Annotated in this window: 18 protein-coding genes; 7 read left to right on the plus strand and 11 right to left on the minus strand. The window is 71.5% G+C overall.

Translation table 11 applies throughout. The annotated features are described in order from the left end of the window. Positions 1–22: 22 nt before the first annotated feature. Both ACZ48Z_RS09045 and ACZ48Z_RS09050 read right to left on the minus strand, forming a co-directional pair. A complete protein-coding gene (locus ACZ48Z_RS09045; protein WP_468735134.1) occupies positions 23–1195 on the minus strand; it encodes an acyl-CoA dehydrogenase family protein in 1173 nt (390 codons plus the stop codon). Beyond that, the gene (locus ACZ48Z_RS09050) at positions 1195–1605 is read right to left on the minus strand and encodes a DoxX family protein (RefSeq protein WP_468735135.1); all 411 of its coding nucleotides are present in this window, start codon (positions 1603–1605) and stop codon (positions 1195–1197) included. The genes ACZ48Z_RS09045 and ACZ48Z_RS09050 overlap by 1 nt, the downstream gene beginning before the upstream one ends. Before the next feature lie 251 nt (positions 1606–1856). On the opposite strand from ACZ48Z_RS09050, the gene ACZ48Z_RS09055 reads away from it, so the two are divergent. Both ACZ48Z_RS09055 and ACZ48Z_RS09060 read left to right on the plus strand, forming a co-directional pair. Continuing rightward, positions 1857–2735, plus strand: a complete 879-nt coding sequence (locus tag ACZ48Z_RS09055; RefSeq protein WP_468735136.1) for an NmrA/HSCARG family protein — start codon at positions 1857–1859, stop codon at positions 2733–2735. 11 nt (positions 2736–2746) lie between these two features. Next, positions 2747–3952, plus strand: a complete 1206-nt coding sequence (locus ACZ48Z_RS09060; RefSeq protein WP_468735137.1) for an acyltransferase family protein — start codon at positions 2747–2749, stop codon at positions 3950–3952. Positions 3953–3978: 26 nt separating this feature from the next. On the opposite strand, the gene ACZ48Z_RS09065 is transcribed toward ACZ48Z_RS09060, so the two are convergent. Further along, positions 3979–5469: a DHA2 family efflux MFS transporter permease subunit gene (locus ACZ48Z_RS09065; RefSeq protein ID WP_468735138.1), complete on the minus strand. Its 1491-nt coding sequence runs from the start codon at positions 5467–5469 to the stop codon at positions 3979–3981. Positions 5470–5580: 111 nt separating this feature from the next. Between ACZ48Z_RS09065 and ACZ48Z_RS09070 the strand changes: the two genes are divergently transcribed. Then, positions 5581–6297, plus strand: coding sequence for a TetR family transcriptional regulator (locus tag ACZ48Z_RS09070; protein WP_468735139.1), 717 nt, complete (start codon positions 5581–5583; stop codon positions 6295–6297). Further along, entirely contained in the window at positions 6294–6725 is a 432-nt protein-coding gene (locus tag ACZ48Z_RS09075; RefSeq protein ID WP_468735140.1) for a PPOX class F420-dependent oxidoreductase, read from the plus strand. Before ACZ48Z_RS09070 ends, ACZ48Z_RS09075 begins: the two co-directional genes overlap by 4 nt. Positions 6726–6770: 45 nt before the next feature. On the opposite strand, the gene ACZ48Z_RS09080 is transcribed toward ACZ48Z_RS09075, so the two are convergent. Further along, on the minus strand, positions 6771–7715 hold the full coding sequence (locus tag ACZ48Z_RS09080) for a TIGR03619 family F420-dependent LLM class oxidoreductase (RefSeq protein ID WP_468735141.1): 945 nt from the start codon (positions 7713–7715) through the stop codon (positions 6771–6773). A 258-nt stretch (positions 7716–7973) separates the two neighbouring features. On the opposite strand from ACZ48Z_RS09080, the gene ACZ48Z_RS09085 reads away from it, so the two are divergent. Then, complete coding sequence (locus ACZ48Z_RS09085; RefSeq protein ID WP_468735142.1) at positions 7974–8840, plus strand: SAM-dependent methyltransferase; 867 nt, start codon at positions 7974–7976, stop codon at positions 8838–8840. A gap of 4 nt (positions 8841–8844) precedes the next feature. After that, on the plus strand, positions 8845–9402 hold the full coding sequence (locus ACZ48Z_RS09090) for a hypothetical protein (protein WP_468735143.1): 558 nt from the start codon (positions 8845–8847) through the stop codon (positions 9400–9402). Between the two features lie 57 nt (positions 9403–9459). On the opposite strand, the gene ACZ48Z_RS09095 is transcribed toward ACZ48Z_RS09090, so the two are convergent. The 7 genes from ACZ48Z_RS09095 to ACZ48Z_RS09125 form a co-directional block, all read right to left on the minus strand. Beyond that, on the minus strand, positions 9460–10407 hold the full coding sequence (locus tag ACZ48Z_RS09095; protein WP_468735144.1) for an aromatase/cyclase: 948 nt from the start codon (positions 10405–10407) through the stop codon (positions 9460–9462). Further along, positions 10404–10664 carry an acyl carrier protein gene (locus tag ACZ48Z_RS09100; protein WP_468735145.1) on the minus strand — a complete coding sequence of 87 codons (261 nt, stop codon included), beginning with the start codon at positions 10662–10664 and terminating at the stop codon, positions 10404–10406. Before ACZ48Z_RS09100 ends, ACZ48Z_RS09095 begins: the two co-directional genes overlap by 4 nt. A gap of 89 nt (positions 10665–10753) precedes the next feature. Next, complete coding sequence (locus ACZ48Z_RS09105; RefSeq protein ID WP_468735146.1) at positions 10754–12034, minus strand: ketosynthase chain-length factor; 1281 nt, start codon at positions 12032–12034, stop codon at positions 10754–10756. Beyond that, positions 12031–13296, minus strand: a complete 1266-nt coding sequence (locus ACZ48Z_RS09110) for a beta-ketoacyl-[acyl-carrier-protein] synthase family protein (RefSeq protein ID WP_468735147.1) — start codon at positions 13294–13296, stop codon at positions 12031–12033. The genes ACZ48Z_RS09105 and ACZ48Z_RS09110 overlap by 4 nt, the downstream gene beginning before the upstream one ends. Before the next feature lie 876 nt (positions 13297–14172). After that, positions 14173–15030, minus strand: a complete 858-nt coding sequence (locus ACZ48Z_RS09115; protein ID WP_468735148.1) for a hypothetical protein — start codon at positions 15028–15030, stop codon at positions 14173–14175. A gap of 121 nt (positions 15031–15151) precedes the next feature. Then, on the minus strand, positions 15152–16003 hold the full coding sequence (locus ACZ48Z_RS09120) for a hypothetical protein (protein WP_468735149.1): 852 nt from the start codon (positions 16001–16003) through the stop codon (positions 15152–15154). A gap of 41 nt (positions 16004–16044) precedes the next feature. Further along, on the minus strand, positions 16045–16449 hold the full coding sequence (locus ACZ48Z_RS09125; protein WP_468735150.1) for a hypothetical protein: 405 nt from the start codon (positions 16447–16449) through the stop codon (positions 16045–16047). A gap of 576 nt (positions 16450–17025) precedes the next feature. Here ACZ48Z_RS09125 and ACZ48Z_RS09130 point away from each other — a divergent pair. Continuing rightward, positions 17026–19137, plus strand: coding sequence for a LamG domain-containing protein (locus tag ACZ48Z_RS09130; RefSeq protein WP_468735242.1), 2112 nt, complete (start codon positions 17026–17028; stop codon positions 19135–19137). The last annotated feature ends 304 nt before the right edge of the window (positions 19138–19441 follow it).

The raw sequence follows: 19441 nt of genomic DNA on the forward strand, positions 1-19441 counted from the left end.
GGGTTTCGCGTCGTACCGCCCCTCAGGTCTCCCGCTGTGCCGCCAGCACCGCCTGCGCGTAGGCCGTCGCCGCCGGTTCGAAGCGCAGCACCAAGTGGCTCACCGCCGCGCTGACGTCGCGCCAGCCGCGTTCGAACGGACTTCCCTCGACCTGCGCGGAAGTGCCCGCGGCCCTGAACAACTGGTCCGCCGCGGCCAGCAGCAGCTCCGCGGCGAGTGCGCAGTCCCTGCCCCCGCGCGCGGTCGCCAACGGGTCGAGCGTGCCCGCGTCGGCCGCACGCGCGGTGCGGTCCAGGAGCAGCTCGGCCCCGTCCACCTCCCCCGCGGCGCGGGCCAGTACCCCGTGCCGGAGCGCGTTCTCCGCGAGGCGGGGATCGCCACCGCCGGTCGCCGTGATCCTGGGCGCGGCCCAGCGGGTCCACTCGGCCAGCAGCGCCCTGGTGGCGCCCAGCACCGGCGCCGCGAAGGACAGGCCGTTCACCGCCTTGAGCGGCACCCGGGTACAGGTGGTGGGCCCGTCCGGGCACTCGCCGTCCAGCACGGCCGCGCGGGTGCACACCCGGTGGTCCGGGACGTACACGTCGTCCACGGAGAGGGTGTTGCTGCCGGTGCCGCGCATCCCGACGGTGAACCAGGTGTCCCGTATCGCGTACGCCTCGCGCGGCACCGCGAAGTAGCGCGGTACCTCGGCACCGTTCTCCGCGGTGCGGGCGCACACCAGGGCCCAGTCGGAGAAGTCGACGGCGCTGACGTACGACCAGGTGCCGGTCAGTCGCCATCCGCCGGCCGCCCGCTCCGCCCGGCCGAGCGGCATCAGTGCGCCGACCAGCAGTGTGTCCGGGCCGTCGGACCAGATCTCGCCCTGTCCCTGACGGGGCAGATGCGCGGCCATGCGCGGTACGGTCGCGGCCAGGGCGGCGACCCAGGCGGCGGAGGTGCATCCCTCGCCGACCCGGGCGACCGCGGTCAGCAGGTCGGCGAAGGTGCCCTCGGCACCGCCCCAGCGGGCCGGGACGAAGTGCCGGCCGAATCCCGCGTCCGCGACCGAGCGGACCACGTCGGGGTGGAGCCGCCGCTCCCTGTCCGCGTCGGCGGCGTGCTTGCCCGCCAGCGACGCGAGGTCGCGGGCGCGCTCGGCGAGCGTGGGCGGGGCGGTCGGCGCCGTGACCGCCCGGGTCTGTCCGTCGTCGGACATCAGGCACCGTCCCCGCCGGCCGGCAGCGATCGCCGGGACGAGGCCGCGGCGGCGATCACGAGGCCGCCGAGCAGGCTGACGTTCTTGAAGAACTCGTTGCGTTGCATACGCCGTCGCGCCGGATCCGCCTGACGCCAGAAGGCGTGCACGGTCAGTGTCGTCGGCACCAGGCAGGCGATCAGCGTGCCGCCGCCGAGCATCGGCGCGATGCCACTGCCCAGGGCCAGTCCGCCGACGACCATGCCGGTGGCGGTCGCCCGGGTGGCGGCCTCGGGCAGCGGAACGCCGTGCTGCCGGGCCAGTTCGGGCAGCGGGCCCGGTTCGCGGAGCACGCCGTAGCCGCCGGCGACGAAACTCGCCGCCAGCAGTGGCCGGGCCAGTCGGCTGATGAGCTGGGGTCCTTCAGGCATGGGCCGCCTTCTCCTTAGCGTTCAGCGATGCGTCTCTCGGGTCTCCGGTTCACGGGCTCTGCCGCCGGCGCGCCAATCCCTGGGCAAGGCTTCCGGCGGGTTCTCGAAGAGCGCTCGAAGACGGCTCGCACTCCGTGCCGGCGGCTCATCTCAAGTCGGATTCGAGCGGTGGCGGTGACGCTGGCCGCGCGGCGCACGGGCGTTCCGCGGCGCAGCACTCCGGCTGACACCGGCTATCCGAGGAGACCGTGATGACGGCAGACGACAAGCGATGGATCCTGGTCCTGGGCGCAACCGGCCGCCAGGGCGGCAGCGCCGCCCGGCATCTGCTGGACCGGGGCTGGACGGTGCACGCGCTGGTGCGTGACCCCGACAAGCCCGCCGCCCGGGAACTGGCCGCCAAGGGCGCCGTGTTGGTGCCGGGCGAGTTCGACGACCGGCAGGCGGTGCGGTCGGCTCTGGCCGGCGCCCACGGTCTGTTCACGGTGTTCACCCCGACCCACGGCAACGGCCTGGACGGTGAGGAGCGGCACGCCCGGCTGTTCGCCGAGGAGGCCGGCCGGGCCGGTGTCCGGCACCTCGTGCACAGCTCCGTCGGCGGCGTGGAGAAGCCGGGAGGCGTGGGCTGGCGGGAGACCAAGCTCCGCGCCGAGCAGGCGATCGGCACGGCGGGCGTGCCCACCACCTTCCTGCGCCCGGTCTACTTCATGGAGAACTTCCTGGACCTGCCGCCCGAGCCCGACGCGGACGGCACGCTGGTGTTCCGCCGCGCTCTGTATCCGCACACCAAGCTGCAGGTGATCGCCTCCCAGGACATGGGCCACTTCGTCGCCGACGCGTTCGACGACCCGGATTCCTTCGTGGGGCGCAGCCTGGAGGTCGCCGGTGAGGCGCTGACCGGGCCGGAGATCGCGGACGCCTTCGCGGCGCACACCGGCCGCCCGGCCCGCTACGAGTTCATCCCGCTGGAGGAGCTGGCCAAGAAGGACGTCTGGATGGCGAAGACGTTCGAGTGGTTCAACGACATCGGCTACCGGGCCGACATCCCCGCGCTGCGGGCCGCCCACCCGGACCTGCTGACCTTCGCCGACCTCCTGCACCGCAGCGGCTGGACGCCGCCGAGCAGGTGAGGGGGCGGCAGATGGAAACAATCGGTTCCGTGGAGACGGCGGCGCAGTCGCGCCGCCCCGCCCTGCCGACCCTCACCGGAATGCGGTTCGCCGCCTCCGGAATGGTCTTCTTCTCGCACGCCTTCTTCATCCTGCTGCCCGCGAGCTGGATCTCGGGCACCGGCCCGGGTTTCTGGTGGAGCGCCGCCGGTTCGACGGGTGTGTCGTTCTTCTTCGTGCTCAGCGGCTTCGTCCTGACCTGGTCGGCGCGGCCGGGCACCACGGCACGCGCCTTCTGGCGGCGCCGGCTGTGCAAGATCTACCCCACCCATCTGGTGACCGCGCTGGCGGCGGTCGTGCTGATGCTGGGGTTCGGCGACGCGTTCACCGCGGGGCAGCTGGTGCCCAACCTGCTGCTCGTGCAGTCCTGGATCCCGCGGTACGACGTCCTCACCGGCATCAACCAGGTGAGCTGGTCGCTCTGCAGCGAGCTGCTGTTCTACGCCGCGTTCCCGTTCCTGCTGCCGCTGGTGAACCGGCTCTCCGTGCGGGCGCTGTGGTGGGGTGCGGCGGGCGCCGTGCTCGCCGTGTGGTGCCTGCCGGTCGTCTCCGCGCTCTTCCTCGACGACGGCCCGCATCTGTCGCCCCGTATGGACTACTCGGTCACGCAGCTGTGGTTCGTGTACTTCTTCCCGCTGGCGCGGGCCTTCGAGTTCGTGCTCGGGATGTTCCTGGCCCGGCTGGTGGTCCTCGGCCGTTGGCTTCCGGTCGGGCTCGGGCCGGCCGCGGTGCTCTTCCTCGCCGGTTACGCCGGTGCGCTGTACGCCCCCGGCCAGTACGGCACGGTCGCCCTGACCGTCGTGCCGCTGGCCCTGCTCATCCCGGCCGGTGCGGCCGCCGACCTGAGCGGGCGGTACTCGCCGCTGCGCGGGCGGGTGGCCGTCTGGCTGGGCGAGGTGTCCTTCGCTCTCTACATGGTCCATCAGCTGGTGCTCAGTTACGGCACCCGGGCGATCGGGTTCGGCACGGGGCTGTCCGGCTGGCAGGCGGCGGGGCTCAGCCTGCTGTTCCTGGCCGCCTGTCTGCCGGTCGCCTGGCTGCTGCACTCGCTGGTCGAGATGCCGGTGATGCGGCGCTGGTCCCGCCCCCGCCGACCCGCGGCCGTGGCGGTCCCGAGGGACCTGGGAACCGTGCCGCGGTCCGAGCGGACCACGGCACCCTCGTCGGACACCGCGTGAGCGGGGCGACGCGACCGACGGCCCGCTCAGGCCGTACCGACCTCGTCCACGGCGGGCCGCCCGCTGTCCTCGGCTGACACCGTGCCCTGTTGGCGGCGGCTGCGCTCGACGGCCGCCATCAGCAGGGTCGGCAGCACGGCCAGTACGGCGGTGCCGAGCACCCACCAGAACGTGGTGCCGAACGCCGCCGCCTGGTCGGACGGCCCGGTGCCGCCGGCCAGGTGCCGCTGGAGCACCACGACGAACACGGCCGTGCCCATGGAACCGCCGATCCGCTGCGCCATGTTGAGCTGCGGTGTCGCGTCGTTGATCTGACCGGGGTCGAGAGCCTGGAAGGCGGCCGTCATGGCGGGCATGACGGACAGGCCGATGCCCAGGCCCCGTACCACCATGGCCAGGCCGAGCAGCCAGTACGAGGTGTCGGCCCCGATGAGCACGAACGGCACGCTGGCGACCACGCTGACCGCCGCCCCGATCACACAGGTGAGGCTGCCGATCTTCTCGAACAGCCGGCTCGACAGGCCCATGGCGACGGCGGCGCCGATGCCCTGGGGTGCGAGCAGCAGGCCGGTCGTCGAGGCGTCCTCGTGCCGGACCACCTGGTAGTAGAGCGGCATGAGGATCATTCCGCCGTAGGTGGCCGCGCCGAAGACGAAGGTCACGAACGAGGCGGAGCCGAACAACCGGTCGCGGTAGAGCCGTACGTCGAGCAGCGGATGCCGCACCCGCAGGGCGCGCAGCACGAACGCGGCGGTCAGCGCCAGGCCGGCCAGGAACGAGCCGAGCACCTGGACCGAGCCGAGCCCGTGGTCGCTGCCCGCCTCGGACAGTCCGAAGGTGATGCCGACCATGCCAAGCGAGACGAGGATCAGCCCGGTCATGTCCAGCGGCCCGGGGTCCTCCCCCCGCCGGTCGGCGGGCAGCAGGCGCAGCGCGAGGGCCAGACCGGCCACACCCAGCGGCAGGTTGATCAGGAAGATCCACTGCCAGCCGGCGTGATCGACCAGCAGGCCGCCGACGGTGGGGCCGAAGACCGGGGTCAGCACCATCGGGATGCCGACCGCGCCCATCACCCGGGCCAGCCCCTGCGGCCCGGCCGCCGTGACCAGGATGATCTGCCCGGCCGGGATCATCATGCCGCCGCCGATGCCCTGGACGGTCCGGGCGGCGATGAGGGCCCAGGCGGTGTCGACCAGTCCGCAGGCCACCGAGGCGAGGGTGAACAGCAGCAGCGACGCCACGTACAGGCGCCGTGGGCCGATCTTCCGCGCGGCCCACCCCGTCATGGGGAGGACCGCCGCCTGGGCGAGGAGGTAGGCGGTGACTACCCACTGGATGGTCCGCAGGGAGCTGTGCAGCGCCGACGACAGCGAGTCGAGGGCGACGTTGACGATGGTCGCGTCCAGGAAGGCCAGTACGGCGCCGACGAGCACGACGATCACGGCTCGCCGTGCCTCGGGCGTCAGTCCCGGCTGTTGCGTCGCGCGGTCCGGTTCATTGCTGGGGGAAGCTGTCACACCAGCAGTCTCAACCGGACGTTCTCCTCTGTCAAACGACTGGTTGATTAAGGCGGGAAGTTGGCTGATTCAGTCAGGTGTGTGGTTGATACGTTTGCTAGGCTGGAGCCCATGAGCCCGACGACCGGCCCCACGGCCGAGGAGACCCCACCGGCGGCGAGCGGACGGCAGGGGTCACGCCGCTCCCCCGCCCCCGAGGAGCGGCAGCGGGACGCCGAGCGATCCCGCAGGGCGCTGTGCGAGGCAGCCCTGGACGAGTTCGCCGAGAAGGGCTTCGCGGGCGCCCGCGTCCAGGACATCGCGGCCCGCGCAGGCGTCAACAAGCAGCTGATCAACTACTACTTCGGCGGAAAGGAAGGGCTCTACCACGAGATCCAGCGCGGCTGGGCGGAGCACGAGACGGTCTTCGCCGACCCGGACCTGCCGCTGGAGGAGATCGCCAGCCGCTACCTGGGCGCCGGCCTCGCGGACCCGCGCCCGGCCCGGCTGCTCATCTGGCGGGGCCTGACCGGCGAGTCGACGGCGGACACGTACGACGACGCCACGCTCGGCCAGGACGTGGCCAACCTGGGCAACGCCCAGGAGCGGGGCGAGATCGCCGACGACCTCGACCCCGGTTTCGTCCGGCTGGCGCTCATGGGCGTCATCCTGGCCCCCATCCTGCTGCCGCAGACGGCCCGTCAGGTGACCGGTCTGGAACCCGGCTCACCGGAGTTCACCGAGTCCTACGGCGAGCAGCTGCGCCGGCTCGTTCGCCATCTCGGAGCCACCGCACCGCGGTTCCCGGAAGAAACCGTGACCGAACCCGACGAGGGGAGCGCCCGATGACCGCGCCGTTCAGCGAGGCGGAACTGAGCTATCTGGCCACGCAGGGACACGGCCGCCTGGCGACGGTCGGCCCGTCCGGCGAGCCGCAGAACCGTCCGGTCAGCTTCGTCCTCGACACGGACACCGGCACCGTCGACATCGGCGGCCCGAACCTCGCCGCCAGCCGCAAGTTCCGCAACATCGAGGCGCACCCGGAGGTCTCGTTCGTCGTCGACGACTTCGCGCCCGCCGGGAGCACGAACTCCCCGTTCCGCGGCCGGGGCATCGAGATTCGCGGCCGTGCCGAGGCGCTGCGCGACCAGGCTCCGCCCAACCCGTACTTCAGCGGCGAGTTGATCCGCATCCACCCGGCCCGCGTCGTCGCGTGGAACCTCGACCCCGACGTCCCGGGCGTGCACGCCCGGGACGTGGCGACGGACGCCGACTGACACCCGTACCCGGTGACGGGGGCCGGCCGGCGTGGCACTGCGGTGTCACCAGTCCTGTCGGGTCAGGTCCGCGAACCGGGCCAGCCTGGCGATCTCGGCGTCCGCGCCGCCCGCGCCGCGCCGGTTGGACAGCGAGACGTGCGTGGCCCCGGCGTCCCGCCAGGTGGCGAGGCGTGCGGCCCACTCCTCCTCGGGCACCAGCTGCAGCGGGATCCGCGCCTCGATCCCGAAGGCCTCCTCGTCCCGGCCGTGCCGGGCGACGAGTGCGCGCAGTTCCGCGACGACCTTCATCCCGGCCTCCATGTCCCGCATCAGCGGCCCGAACATCCTGAAGCCGTCCGCCAGTCGCGCCATCCGGTCCAGGACGGCGGGCCGTGGCACGCCTCCCCCGGCGAAGTCGCCGCCGCCCATCCACACCGGCAGCCGCCGCGCGGGGCGGGGGTTGAGCGCCACGTCCCGCAGCTGCACCAACTCACCGCCGTAAGTGACCGCCGGCTCCTCCCACAGCAGCCGCATCGCCGCGATCTGTTCCTCGATCAGCCGGCCGCGGACGGCCGGATCCACGCCGAGGGCGCGGACCTCCTCCCGGTTCCAGCCGACGCTCACCGACAGCCTGAGCCGCCCACCGGACAGGATGTCCACCTCGGCGGCCTGCTTGGCGGCGAGCGCCACCGGCCGCTGCGGCAGCAGGACGGCGGCGGTCAGCTCCACCCGGGAGGTGACCGCCGCGAGATAGGCGGCCTGGGTGAACGACTCGCGCCAGGGCGCGCACGGGGAGATCTCGGAGGGCCAGTCGTCCGTCCGGGCCGAGAGCACATGCTCGCCGAAGCCCAGATGGTCGTAGCCGAGATCCTCGAACGCCTGGGCGTAGTCGCGGAGTTCGGCCGGATCGTCGAAGTACGGCAGATCACCGCCGACCCGCAGCCGACGCCGAGCCGGGCGGTCGGCGACGGCAGCCGGGTGGGTCTTCTGCCGCTGATCACCAGTCACTGGGAACGACCTCCGTTCGTCGGGTGCGGTGGTGCCGCACGTCCGCCGTCAGGCTGGCCGAGGGGACTCGACCGGGGCTCAAGCATGGCTCGTGCACGGCGGCCCGTACGAGGCGCGCTCCCGCCCGGCGGCGGCTTTCGGCCGCTTCCAGTGGAAGTCGAGCGGCACCTGACACAAGTGGACGGCGGCCGGCATCCGGCGGCCAGACGGAGACCCGGCATACCGGGACCCGACACAGGGAAGGGAAGGGGAGCGCGCATGGGCGAGCTCGACCAGACACGACTCGGCAGCACACCGCCACAGGGTGACGGACGCCGGCTGCCCGAGGGCGTCGGACTGACGGCGGTCGGCGTGGCGCTGGCCCGGGCACGCGAGAGCGCCCGCGAGGACCGGCTCTTCGACGACTCGTACGCCAAGGCGTTCGTGGACGCGGTCGGCGACGAGACGGTCGCCGGCATGAAGGTGTTCGGCGGCTACATCGCCCTGCGGACCGCGCTGTTCGACGACTACCTGCTGGCCGCGGCCCGGGGCGGCTGTACCCAGGTGGTCATCCTCGCCGCCGGCCTGGACACCCGCGCCCTGCGGCTCGACTGGCCTGCCGGAACCCGGGTGTTCGAGATAGACCTGCCGGATGTCCTCGACTTCAAGTACGACGTCCTGGGCGAGGCCGCCGAGCCCGCCGGACGCGCACGCACGACCGTCCCGGCCGATCTGCGCGAGGACTGGGGCGCCGCCCTGGCGGACGCCGGATTCAGTCCACAGGCGCCGACCGCATGGCTCGCGGAGGGACTGCTGCCGTATCTGACCGAAACCGACAACGACCGGCTCGTCGACCGGGTCGGCGAGCTGTCCGCGCCCGGCAGCCGGCTCGGCATCGAGGTCGTCAACCCCACCACCACGTACCGCGGTGACGTCAGCGGCTTCAAGCGCATGCAGTCCTCGATCAACGCCCCGTGGCGCTCCACCCAGCCCGATCCGTCAGGTTGGCTGATCCGACACGGCTGGCGGCCGGCCGACGCCCCGACCATGGAGGAACTGCACCGGCGCTACGGACGAGAGGCCCTCCTCGACGCCCGCACCGGTACCGGTGCGGGCGGACTGGTCACCGCCGTGCGGGAAGGGTGACGGGATGGCCGCGCCCACCACGGCCGCCGCGACGGTCGCGTTGACCTGCCAGGTGTACACCGAGCCCGCCGGTGACACCCATGACATCCCCTACCGCCTCGGTTTCGCCGTCACGGCCCCCGAGGCGGTGCGTCCCGGCGAGTCGTTCACCATCGCCGTACAGCCTGAACCGCTCACCTTCAGCCCCCGGTTCAGCAGCCTCGTCCGGGACCTGCGGCTGGGCTTCGTGCCTCCACGGGGAGCGGACGCGAGCGGCGGCGCCCTGTCCGGAGGCAGCGGCCTCGGCGACACGGAGCCGTACACCGAAGAGGCCGGCGGTGCGCTGCTGCTGCACGCTCCCGGGCCGTTCGTGTCCGGTACGGCCTTCACCCTGCCGTGCCTGACCTGGACGGCGACCGCCGGGCCGGGCGGCGTGGTCGAGGTCGTGCTGGGCGGCCCGGACGGCACCGGACCCGCATGGGGATATCGCTGGGAACAGCCGTCGAAGGGCATGAACGGCGTCGTCACAGGCCTCCTTGACGGGCCCGCCCTGCTCGCCCGGACCCGCGTCACGGAAGGCTGAACGGCAAGGGCCCCGGCGGTGGTTCATCGCCGGGACCCTCGCCTCGCTCCTCTTCCGCTACCGGACCGGCGCCTCCTGCCCGGCGGCGTGCGACAGCGTGGTGCGGCTGTTGTCGCCGAGCAACTCCCGCACATGCCGCCGCGCGTCGGCGGTCGTGCGGCCCCTCCCCAGTACCCGGGACACCGCCTCCGGGTTCAGGGCCACCGTGTGGCTCGCGGTGGCGAACGGCCCGTCCGGTCCCTCGCCGAACGTCCACAGCCCGCTGTGCCCGAGCAGCAGCTCCGGGGTGACGACCTGCTTGTACGCGATCCACTCCGGCCGCCGGCACACCCGTACCGAATGGGTGGTGTGGGTTGAGCCGTCCGCTGTCGCCGTCTCCATCCGCAGGTCCTGCACCCCGGGCGCGGTCTCGGTGAGCGTGACCCCGGCGACGTGCGGAAGCCGCTCGGGCCACAGGTCCGCCCGGGCCACGAACTCGTAGGCCGCCTCGGGCGGGCCGGTCAGCGCGAGGGTGTCGGTGAACGAGAACACGATCTCCCGCGGCGGATGCCCGGTCTCCACGATCCGGGCGAGCGCGGCGAGTTCCGCCGCGCTGTTGCGGTCCAGCGCCTCGTGCACCCAGGTCACCGCGGACGGTTCGTCGTCGACGACCGTGAAGTGGTGCCGCAGCACCACCTCGGTCCGGCCGCCGTCCAGCTCACGGAAGAGCCACTCGCCGCCCATCGAGGCGACCGGCGCACTGCTGACCTCCTGCTCGAAACCGACCGTGCGCCTGGCGGTGTCGAGGGTCCGGCGCGACACCCAGTCGCTCACCCGCCCGTTCACCGTCGCCCAGAGCCGGATCCGCTCGCTGTCCCGGTCTCCTTCGAGCCGGAGGGCGTGCACGGTGGGGCCGAAGACGGCCGGCCACAGCGTCACGTCCGCCACCAGGTCGTACAGCGGCCCGGGCGGCGCCAGGACCACCCGGCTGTGCTCGGTGTGCCGCAGGCCGGGTCCGTTCGTCATCGGGCGTCCGCCGGGACGGCCCGGTTGACCAGGTCGAGCAGGGCGCGCGGCGTCCCCGCGTCGGCGATCACGTCGTCCGCGAGGGCGACTCCGTAGTCGCGCTCGATCCGGGCGGCGGTCTCCATCAGGGCGAGTGAGTCGTACCCCAGGTCACCGAACGGGGTGTCGAGGATGTCGCCGCTCAGGTCGATGCCGTCGTCCTCGCCCGCGCAGGCGACGAGGATGCGCCGGAGGTCGTCCATGTGGATCTGTGCCATGACTTGGTCTCCTGCCAGGAAGTGATCGATGGGTCGGAGTACGAGGTGGATCGACGTGTGAGGTGGATCGAAGTACGGGATGGGGAACGTCAGTCCGCCGGAGCGGTCACGACGACCGCCGAGTTGAAGCCCCAGCGCCCGCGAGCGAGCACCAGCGCGGCCCGGACGGGTAGCGCGCGGGGTTCTCCGAGGACGAGGTCGATGCCGTAGCCGGACGGCACCGACGTGGTGTGCGCGGTCGCCGGGACCACACCGTCCCGGACGGCGAGCAACGCGGCCACCAGGTCGGCCGGTCCGCCGCCCGCGTACATCCGGCCGGTGAGGGACTTGGGCGCGGTCACCGGCACGGCGCCCGGCCCGAACAGGCCGCTGATCGCTTCCGCCTCCGCCCGGTCCAGCTCCGGCACCCCGGCCGCGTCGGCGAAGACGACGTCGATGTCGCCTGCCGCCAACCCCGCGTCGGCCAGCGCCAGTTCGGCCGCACGGCGCAGCCCCGGTGGGCGGCCCGAGCCAGGCCGCGGATCGAAGGTGGACGCGTACCCGGCGAGCGTGCCGTAGATCTGCTCCGCACCGCGCAGTCGGGCCGAGGCTGCGTCCTCGACGACCAGGATCGCGCCGCCCTCGGCGGGCACGTGCCCTGACGCGGCGGTGTCGAAGGGCAGATACGCGCGAGCCGGGTCTGTCGCCGTCGTGATCCGGCCGCTCGCCGACTGCGCCACCCATCCCCACGGATCGAAGGCGGAGTCCACCCCGCCGCTCAGCACCAGACGGGTGCCGCGCCGCACGGTACGGCGGGCATGACCCACGGCGTCCAGGCCGCCCGCCTGCTCCGCGACGAGGGCGGCACTCGGACCGCGCATGCCGTGCCGGATGGAGATCTGGCCGGTGTTGACGGCGTAGAACCAGGCGAACGACTCGTAGACGCTGACGTGTTGCGGGCCCTTGCTCCAGAGCTTGTTGAACTCCCGGTGGGTGAACTCGAAGCCGCCCTGCGAGGTGGAGGTCACCACGCCCATGTCGTAGTCGGGCAGAGTCCCGGCGCTCACACCGGCGTCGGCGAGCGCCCATTCTGCGGCGGCCAGCGCGTACCGGGTCGAGACGTCGGTCTGCGGCAGCAGCCGGCTGGGCAGGTGCTCGGCGGCCTCGAAGTCCCTGATCTGCCCGGCCAGCCGTGTCCGGTAGCCCCGGACGTCGAACCGGGTGAGTTCCCCGATGCCGCTGCGGCCGGTGAGCAGGGACTTCCAGTACTCCTCGGTGCCCAGACCGCCCGGCGCCACCACCGAGACCCCGGTGACGACCACGGGAGAGGCGTCGCGCCCAGGGGCGTCGACCGTCGCCAGGCTCGCGCGCTCACTCGTACGGCCGCTCATGCGGCGACCTCGGGCCGGTGCAGCACCATCGCGCTCTGGAACCCGCCGAACCCGCTGCCGACCGAGAGCACGGTGTCCACCTGCTGGTCGCGGGCGGTCAGCGGCACGTAGTCCAGGTCGCACTCGGGATCGGGGGTGTGCAGATTGGCCGTGGGCGGTACGACGTTGGTCCTGATGGCCAGCGCGCAGGCCGCGATCTCGATGGACCCGATGGCGCCGAGCGAGTGCCCGACCATCGACTTGATGGAGCTCACGGGCACGTCGTAGGCGTGCGCGCCGAGGCTCAGTTTGAGCGCGGCGGTCTCGTGGCGGTCGTTCTGCTTGGTGCCGGAACCGTGCGCGTTGACGTAGTCGACGGCGGTGCGGTCGAGCCGGGCCTCGTCGAGCGCCGCCCGGATCGCCTCGGCCATCTCCCGGCCGTCCTTCTTCAGACCGGTCATGTGGTACGCGTTGCAGCGGGTCGCGAATCCGCCGACCTCGGCGTAGATCTGCGCGCCGCGGGCCCGGGCCGCCTCGAACTCCTCCAGGACGAACATCGCGGCACCCTCTGCCAGGACGAAACCGTTGCGCGAGCCGTCGAACGGGCGGGAGGCATGCTCCGGGTCGTCGTTGCGGGGCGTCGTCGCCTTGATGGCGTCGAAGCAGGCGACGACGATCGGTGATATCGGAGTGTCGGACGCCCCCGCGAGGACGACGTCGACGGTTCCCTCACGGATCAGCTGGACGCCGTGCCCGACCGCGTCCAGACCGGAGGTGCAGCCGTCGGACACCATCGTCACCGGACCTTCGGCGCCGACGCTCCAGGCCACCTCGGCGGGCATCACCCCCGGACTGAGGTAGTCGGCCATGTGCGGGGAGAGGAAATCGTCGTCCACCAGCCACTGTCGGCCGCTGTCGGACAGCACCAGGTACTCCCGCTCGAGGCTGGTCGCGGACGCGACCGCGCTGCCCAGGCTCACCCCGATACGGCACGGGTCCAGAGCCGCAGGTTCGAGGCCGCTGTCGGCGACCGCGTCCCGGGTGCAGGCGACGGCGAACTGCGTCGCGCGGTCCATCCTGCGCACCTCGCGCGGGCTGAAGCCCTCCGCCTCGGCGTCGAAGTCCACCTCGCCCGCGATCCGGGACCTGAAGGGCGAGGGGTCGAAACGGGAGATCCTCCGGGTGGCCGTCCGCCCATCGCTCAGCAACGACCAGAACGCCTTCGTTCCCAGGCCGCCCGGGGTACGCACCCCGATGCCGGTGATCACAACGCGCCGAGCCATATCGCCTCCGTACATGCAGCCCATCACGGTCCGTTACTCGGGTCTCCAGCAGGCTGCGGTCGGTGCCTTGAGCCTGGCTCGAAAGCGGATCGGGGGCGGCGGCGGAAGGGGGCCGACAGCCCGCCTGTTCCCTCCGCCCCCGCCCACCGCCCGCCTCTCGTCCAGAGTTGCCCCTCAAGGTGGCTTCTGCCGCACAGGGCCCGGTAGTTGGCGGAGGCGGCTCTGCGGGAGGTGCGCGCTGCTGCCTGGACATGGCGAGGGTTCGCGCAGGTTCGCGCCGAGGCTGCTTGGCCGCCTGGACACCGACGACGGCGTCGCTCTGCTGCTTGCGGCGGCGGGCTCGTGGGCCTCTCCGGCACACCATGCCGTTGCCCCCGGCTTCGGACCGGCGCCACCCCGATGTGCCGGGCGAAGCCGTCGCAGATCCGCACATGGACCGGATCAACGCGTTGTGATCACCGGCATCGGGGTGCGAACCCCTGTGCTGCCACGCCGAGTTGAGGGAGCAGATGACGGCCCTGCCGCCGGTCCCCGGCCACGACGACTGCCCACCGGCGACCACGCGTGCTCCGGCGGCACTGTGGTCTTCCCCGACTGGCAGGCGGCCAGCACGCGGCGCCCCGCCGTCGATCCGGCCGTCCTCGGCGTTCGCTCCGTGTGAACACCGCACGTGGTGGCTCGGCGTACAGCACCGGATTCCTGTCGGGGGTAATCCGTTTGCGGAGCGTCGGATTCTTCGACACCTTGAACGTCCGTCGGTGCCGGACGAGCAGGGAGCGGGCCTCCCGGAACGGGTGAGTCCGGCCCGGGTGCCCCCTCCGCGGTGCCCAGTGAGACTGTGCGGACCGGCCACCGCGGTCTCGGCCGGGAAGCGGCCTACCTGACGTCGACGAAGTCGCCGGTCGCCTTCGCGGTGCCGGTCGTGGTGGTGCCGGCGAAGACGAAGCGGTAGTAGCCGTCGGAGCCGGCCTTGGTGGTGGTGCTCAGGGTGCCGGTGCGGCTGGTCTTGACCGTCTTGAGGGTGGTGTAGGTGCTGCTGCCCTTCTTGCGGAACTGCAACTGCACCGGCTGGGCCGCGTATCCCGCGTACTTGCCCGTGGTCCAGTTCGCGCGGCTCAGCTTGCCGGTGACCGTGATGGTCCTGCCCTTCTTCACCGGCTCCGGGGAGGCGTTGGCGGTCAGCCTGGCTGCGCGCTTGATCTTGGTTCTGGTGACGTCGTCGTCGTAACTGGCGTTCGCGTAGAGGTCGTAGGCGCCCAGAAAGAGCTTCCAGGTTCCCGCGGTGCCGTTGCCGTCCTTGAAGGCGACAGCGGGGTCGATGGTGAAGACCGTCTTGCAGCTGTAGCTGTAGCCGCCCTCGACCGGCGTCTCCGTGCAGGTGGGGTAGTCGTCCGACTCCAGACCGCCGGTGATGGTGTCCGTGCTCGAACTGTCGGTGCCCTGCCACAGGAACGCCTGGGTGATGGCTACGCCTTCCACGTCGAAGGCGGTGAACGTGACGGGGACGGCCTTCTTGCCGGTGACGCCGAGAACGATGTCCTTGCCGGCGTTGACGACCCCGTCCGTGAAGGTGGTACCACCCAGCGCGTCCTGCGGCCGGACGTTCTGCGAGGCGTAGGGCAGGAGATCCGTCGCCGCCCCGGGATGCTCCACCGCCTGGGCGGCACCCGGAACAACGAGCGCCGAGAGTACGACGGCGCCGGAAAGGACGGTGGCAGCAGCGCGTATGCGCATGTGATTCCCCAAGGTGAGGTCGGGTGGCCCTGCCGAACTGTCTTGAGGGCAAGGCCTGTTGACGTGGTGGCGAAGAGGCCGGTGCGCGCCCGGCTCCCCGCGGAGGAGGTTCAGGGTGTGTTCAGGGTGTGGGAGAGCGCAGGACGTCGCCGATGTCGAAGCTTCTGTCGGGCGTCGGGTAAAGGTCTGTCGGGTAAAGGTCCGTCGGGTAGAGGTCCGTCGGCTGGGAGCCCGGTGTGGGCACATCGGCCGGGTCGGCGGTGGGCTTGCCGTCCGGGCCGCACACCTGCGGTGCCGAGGGCTCGGACAGTTCGTAGTCGGCGACCCGCTGCGACCGGAAGTCCACCGTGGCGCTGTCCCAGCGGCTCTTGTCGCCGCCGACCTCGACCTCGACCTCCTCGGGCAGTTCTCTGCTCGTCAGCGGCTTGCCCAGGGTGATCGAGAGGAGGGCGCCCTCGCAGGGACTGCGGTCCGTCGCGTAGAGGGACGCAGGCAGGGCGATCTTCCGCTCGACGCTCGCGTCCGCATGGAGTTCGACGCGCTTCACCCGCCGGATGTCGAAGTAGTAGGCGGGCCGTGTCCCGTCCGAGAGGCGCTTCCTGTCGGCGCCGTTCGCGACTCCGTACACCAGCTTCCAGAACTCGACCTGCACGGTGATCTTCCGGCAGAGGGGCCCGTTGTACCCGGGCAGGCTGCCAACCCTCACCTCGCTGTCCCCGAAGTTCTCCTTGGGCGTGTCGACGACGAGCCGAACCCAGTCCCTGGATTCCTCGACCGTCCACCCCTTGTTGTCGTGGCAACCGGACGCCCCGGTCGGATACGGAGGGGTGAGAGACGGGGTCGGCGAAGGGCTCGGCGACTCGGACACCCCCGTCGCGCTCTCGGACGCATCACCGGCACGAGAGGTGCCGTGGGCGCTCGAACAGCCCCCGGCGAACAGGACGACCACGGCGAGGGCCGCGACGGCAGCCACGACGGAGTCGTTCCGACCGGGTGTGCGCCTCGGTACGTACCTCATCGGTCGAACCAGTTCCTGGCTTCCGCGCTGCTGAAGCCCCGCAGCACGGCGAGAGCGAAGACGATGCTCGGGAGACCCGAGACGCCGGCTCCCTGGAACAGGCCCAGCACACCGGTCAGCAGGCTCAGCGCCTCGATGACGATGACTGTGACCCGTATCCCGTTCGACCGCTTGCCCGCGAAGACGCCGCACAGCAGAAGCACCCCGGCGATCAGCAGCGACAGCACCGCCAGGAACCGGAGCAGCCCGGCCCCCTCGTCCTGACCGTGATCCGCCGCGTCATTCACCAAGGCCAGCAACAGGAACCCCGCCGCCAGGTTCAGCACGGCCTGCACCCACACCCCCACCAACGCCGGCCTGACACTCTTCGGCATCTGCGCTCTCACGCTCGGTGTCGTCATGCATGCAAGAAAACGGCACACGCATCAGGGACACGTCTGTAGGAGTACGTATTGCGTGTACGTATGTGGCGCCATCGCCGCCCGGCCGCCACGCTCTCCTCCGCCGTCACTTAGAGGCGCGCGGAAGCACACTGTCCGGTCTGGCGTCTCGGTGACGTGGTCCGTGAGCGAGACCAGGATGCGAGCGCCGGGCCAACCTCGCCGACCACACGATCGCCGGGCCCTGGACGCGGCTGGGCGCCGACATGCCCGTCCAGTATTCGACTGCAGCGTCGGGTAGAGCCACCGTTGACTGTGAGTCCTTTGGGGATCTTGGCAAAAGGATCACGGCCTGGCGGTCCGGGTCGAACACGAACAACGACCGCACTTACGTGCCCCCTGTCGAGCCTTCCCAACAGTGTTGGTTGTTCTGCTTCGACCACACCGAAGTTGTGGAACAGGTCGGCCGGGAAACCCTTTCCGTGCTGTCAGTGGCCTCTGTTAGCTTCAGGCGCTCGTGTGATCCACGAGCGTCAAGCATTCACAGGGGAGGGCCACTTGACCAGGTTCACGAGGACAGGCAGACGCAGACGGACGGTGGTGGGGAGCTGTGCGGCGGCACTGCTGGCCACGGCTGCCGGGACGGCGTACGCGGTGGGCAACCTGCCGCCGAATCAGCCGCTTGTCCAAGACCTCCAGTCGGGAGGCAAGGCGTGCGCGACCGGTGACGACACGCCATACGTTTCGGCGCCGCCCAGGCTCAGTGCGGTGCTGTACGACCCGGAGGAGGACAACCAGCCCTCCGAATCCAGCCCGCTCAGTGGCGAGTTCGAAGCCTGGTGGACGGACGCGGCCGGAGTGAAACAGCAGCGTACCTACACCACCATCATTCTTTCCTCGGGGTCGCGCCAGGACTGGACGATGCCGAACGACATCCCGGCGAACACCGTCGTCTCCTGGCATGTCCGCGCGAACGACGGCAAGGCGACCTCCGCGTGGAGCGACGAGGGCGACGGCTCGGTCTGCTCGTTCGTGTACGACGACGTGAGCCCGGAGAAGGCGACGATCACCTCTCCCGAATACCCCAACCCGGAGGACGTGTTCTGGGTGGACGGAGTGGGCGTCTACGGCCACTTCACCATGGACTCGCCTTCTGACGACGTGGTGTCGTACAGGTACGGCTTCGGGGGCGGCCCTTACGGCACCGTCTCCGCGGAGCGGCCGGGCGCGGCCGTGACCATTCCGTACCTGCCGCTCTCCGCGGGACGCAAGTCGCTGACGGTCCACGCGATCGACCGGTCGGGCCGAAGCAGCGGGGAGTCGCGTTACGACTTCAACGTGAAGGCCGGCCGTGCCCCCGTCACCCGCTGGAAGCTGGACGACCCGGCGGACTCCACCTCGGCCGCCGCCGAGACCGGCACCGCCGCCCGTGCCGGGACCGGCGTGAACTTCGGCGGCCCGGCGCCCACAGGCACCGCGGCCACCACCACGGTCGGCCTCGACGGCAGCGGCGACGGCTTTCTCACCCCGGACGCCCCGGCGACCGACATCCGTAAGACCTTCGCGGTGAGCGCGTGGGTACGGCCCGCCGAAACCGACCGGAGCATGACCGTCGTCAGCCAGGATGCCGACGGGGCGCCCGGCTTCGACCTCGGGCTGCGCCGCCAGGACTCCGGGGCCGCCTGGTCGTTCGCGATCGGCGGCGCACAGGTGTCCGGCGGCGCCCCCGAGACCGGCGAGTGGGCCCATCTGCTGGGGCTGTACGACGCCGAGACCGGAAAGGCGCGGCTGTACGTCAACGGCCACGAGGCCGGCACCGCGGCCGACGCGACTCCCGCCGAGGCGGCCGGCGCTTTCCAGATCGGGCGCGCCCTCGGTGCTGCCGGCTATGGGCACCAGTGGCACGGGGACATCGGCGACGTACAGGTTCACGACCGGGTCGTGGTGCCGGACGAGGTAGCCGAACTGGCCTACCGCAAGCCGAAGTCGCTCGGCCACTGGTCGCTGGAGAACGCGACGGACGGTGTGAGCCCCGAGCAGTCGGACGGCGCGCCGCTGCGGCTCGGCGCGGGGGCTTCGATCTACCGGGGCTCCGACAGTTCCTGTATCCCGGACATCGACCCGGACTGCACCTACGTGCCGCCGCCACTCGTCGGTGACGGGCATCTGCTGCTGGACGGCGAGAGCGGGTACGCCGCTGCCGACGGGCCCGTCGTGGACACCGGGGACAGTTTCACTCTCGGCGTCGTCGTACGCCTCGCGGACTCCGAGCCCGCCCACCCGATGACCGTGCTCTCGCAGGCGGGCGAGCACACCGACGCCTTCAAGGTGCGCTACGAGCCGTCCACGCACACCTGGCAACTGGTGATGCCGGAGAAGGACGAGGCCGGAGCCCCCGAGAAGGTGGTGTCCCAGATCGTGGGCGCGGACGGAGGCGAGGGCCAAGGCCAGCGCCTCACCGTGGTCTACGACGACGCCACCGACACGATCAAGCTCTACCTCAACGGTTACACCAACGCCCAGGCGACCGCGAGCCTCCCCAACGGCTGGCGCAGCACCGGTGCCCTCCAGATCGGCCGGGCCAGGTCCGATGACGGCTGGGGCGAGTACCTGCATGGTGCCGTGGACGAGGTACAGGCCTACTCCGGCGCGCTGAGGGACAGTGACGTCTCCGGTCTGGGGTGGGGTACGGATCCTTGTCTGTGCTGATCCCTGATCCTTGACCTCCCCAACGGCCCGCCCGGACCCAGGTCTTGGTGGGCCGGCCCGCTCCGGCCGACCGCCGGTACCTGAGAATGTGTCCGTCCCCGCCTCCTGACACCCGCCCGCCGCATCCGACACGAACAAGCCGACTCAGGTAGCGGGCGGCCGAGAACCTGCGGCGCATCTTGGGGTTCAGCCCGGAGGACGGAACCTTCGCCAAGCAAAGTCCCTGACCAACGCAGTGATGCTCCACCCCTTGTCTCGGGGTGGAGCATCATCCCCGGCATCAGGACACGAGCTCGCCCACCGA

The sequence above is a fragment of the Streptomyces sp. NPDC031225 genome (genome assembly GCF_055570355.1).

What these genes read in the sequence shown, in the direction of transcription:
- ACZ48Z_RS09045 (WP_468735134.1), bottom strand. Translation starts at nt 1,195, where the DNA reads ATGTCCGACGACGGACAGACCCGGGCGGTCACGGCGCCGACCGCCCCG.
- ACZ48Z_RS09050 (WP_468735135.1), bottom strand. Translation starts at nt 1,605, where the DNA reads ATGCCTGAAGGACCCCAGCTCATCAGCCGACTGGCCCGGCCACTGCTG.
- ACZ48Z_RS09055 (WP_468735136.1), top strand. Translation starts at nt 1,857, where the DNA reads ATGACGGCAGACGACAAGCGATGGATCCTGGTCCTGGGCGCAACCGGC.
- ACZ48Z_RS09060 (WP_468735137.1), top strand. Translation starts at nt 2,747, where the DNA reads ATGGAAACAATCGGTTCCGTGGAGACGGCGGCGCAGTCGCGCCGCCCC.
- ACZ48Z_RS09070 (WP_468735139.1), top strand. Translation starts at nt 5,581, where the DNA reads ATGAGCCCGACGACCGGCCCCACGGCCGAGGAGACCCCACCGGCGGCG.
- ACZ48Z_RS09075 (WP_468735140.1), top strand. Translation starts at nt 6,294, where the DNA reads ATGACCGCGCCGTTCAGCGAGGCGGAACTGAGCTATCTGGCCACGCAG.
- ACZ48Z_RS09085 (WP_468735142.1), top strand. Translation starts at nt 7,974, where the DNA reads ATGGGCGAGCTCGACCAGACACGACTCGGCAGCACACCGCCACAGGGT.
- ACZ48Z_RS09090 (WP_468735143.1), top strand. Translation starts at nt 8,845, where the DNA reads ATGGCCGCGCCCACCACGGCCGCCGCGACGGTCGCGTTGACCTGCCAG.
- ACZ48Z_RS09095 (WP_468735144.1), bottom strand. Translation starts at nt 10,407, where the DNA reads ATGACGAACGGACCCGGCCTGCGGCACACCGAGCACAGCCGGGTGGTC.
- ACZ48Z_RS09100 (WP_468735145.1), bottom strand. Translation starts at nt 10,664, where the DNA reads ATGGCACAGATCCACATGGACGACCTCCGGCGCATCCTCGTCGCCTGC.
- ACZ48Z_RS09105 (WP_468735146.1), bottom strand. Translation starts at nt 12,034, where the DNA reads ATGAGCGGCCGTACGAGTGAGCGCGCGAGCCTGGCGACGGTCGACGCC.
- ACZ48Z_RS09110 (WP_468735147.1), bottom strand. Translation starts at nt 13,296, where the DNA reads ATGGCTCGGCGCGTTGTGATCACCGGCATCGGGGTGCGTACCCCGGGC.
- ACZ48Z_RS09115 (WP_468735148.1), bottom strand. Translation starts at nt 15,030, where the DNA reads ATGCGCATACGCGCTGCTGCCACCGTCCTTTCCGGCGCCGTCGTACTC.
- ACZ48Z_RS09125 (WP_468735150.1), bottom strand. Translation starts at nt 16,449, where the DNA reads ATGACGACACCGAGCGTGAGAGCGCAGATGCCGAAGAGTGTCAGGCCG.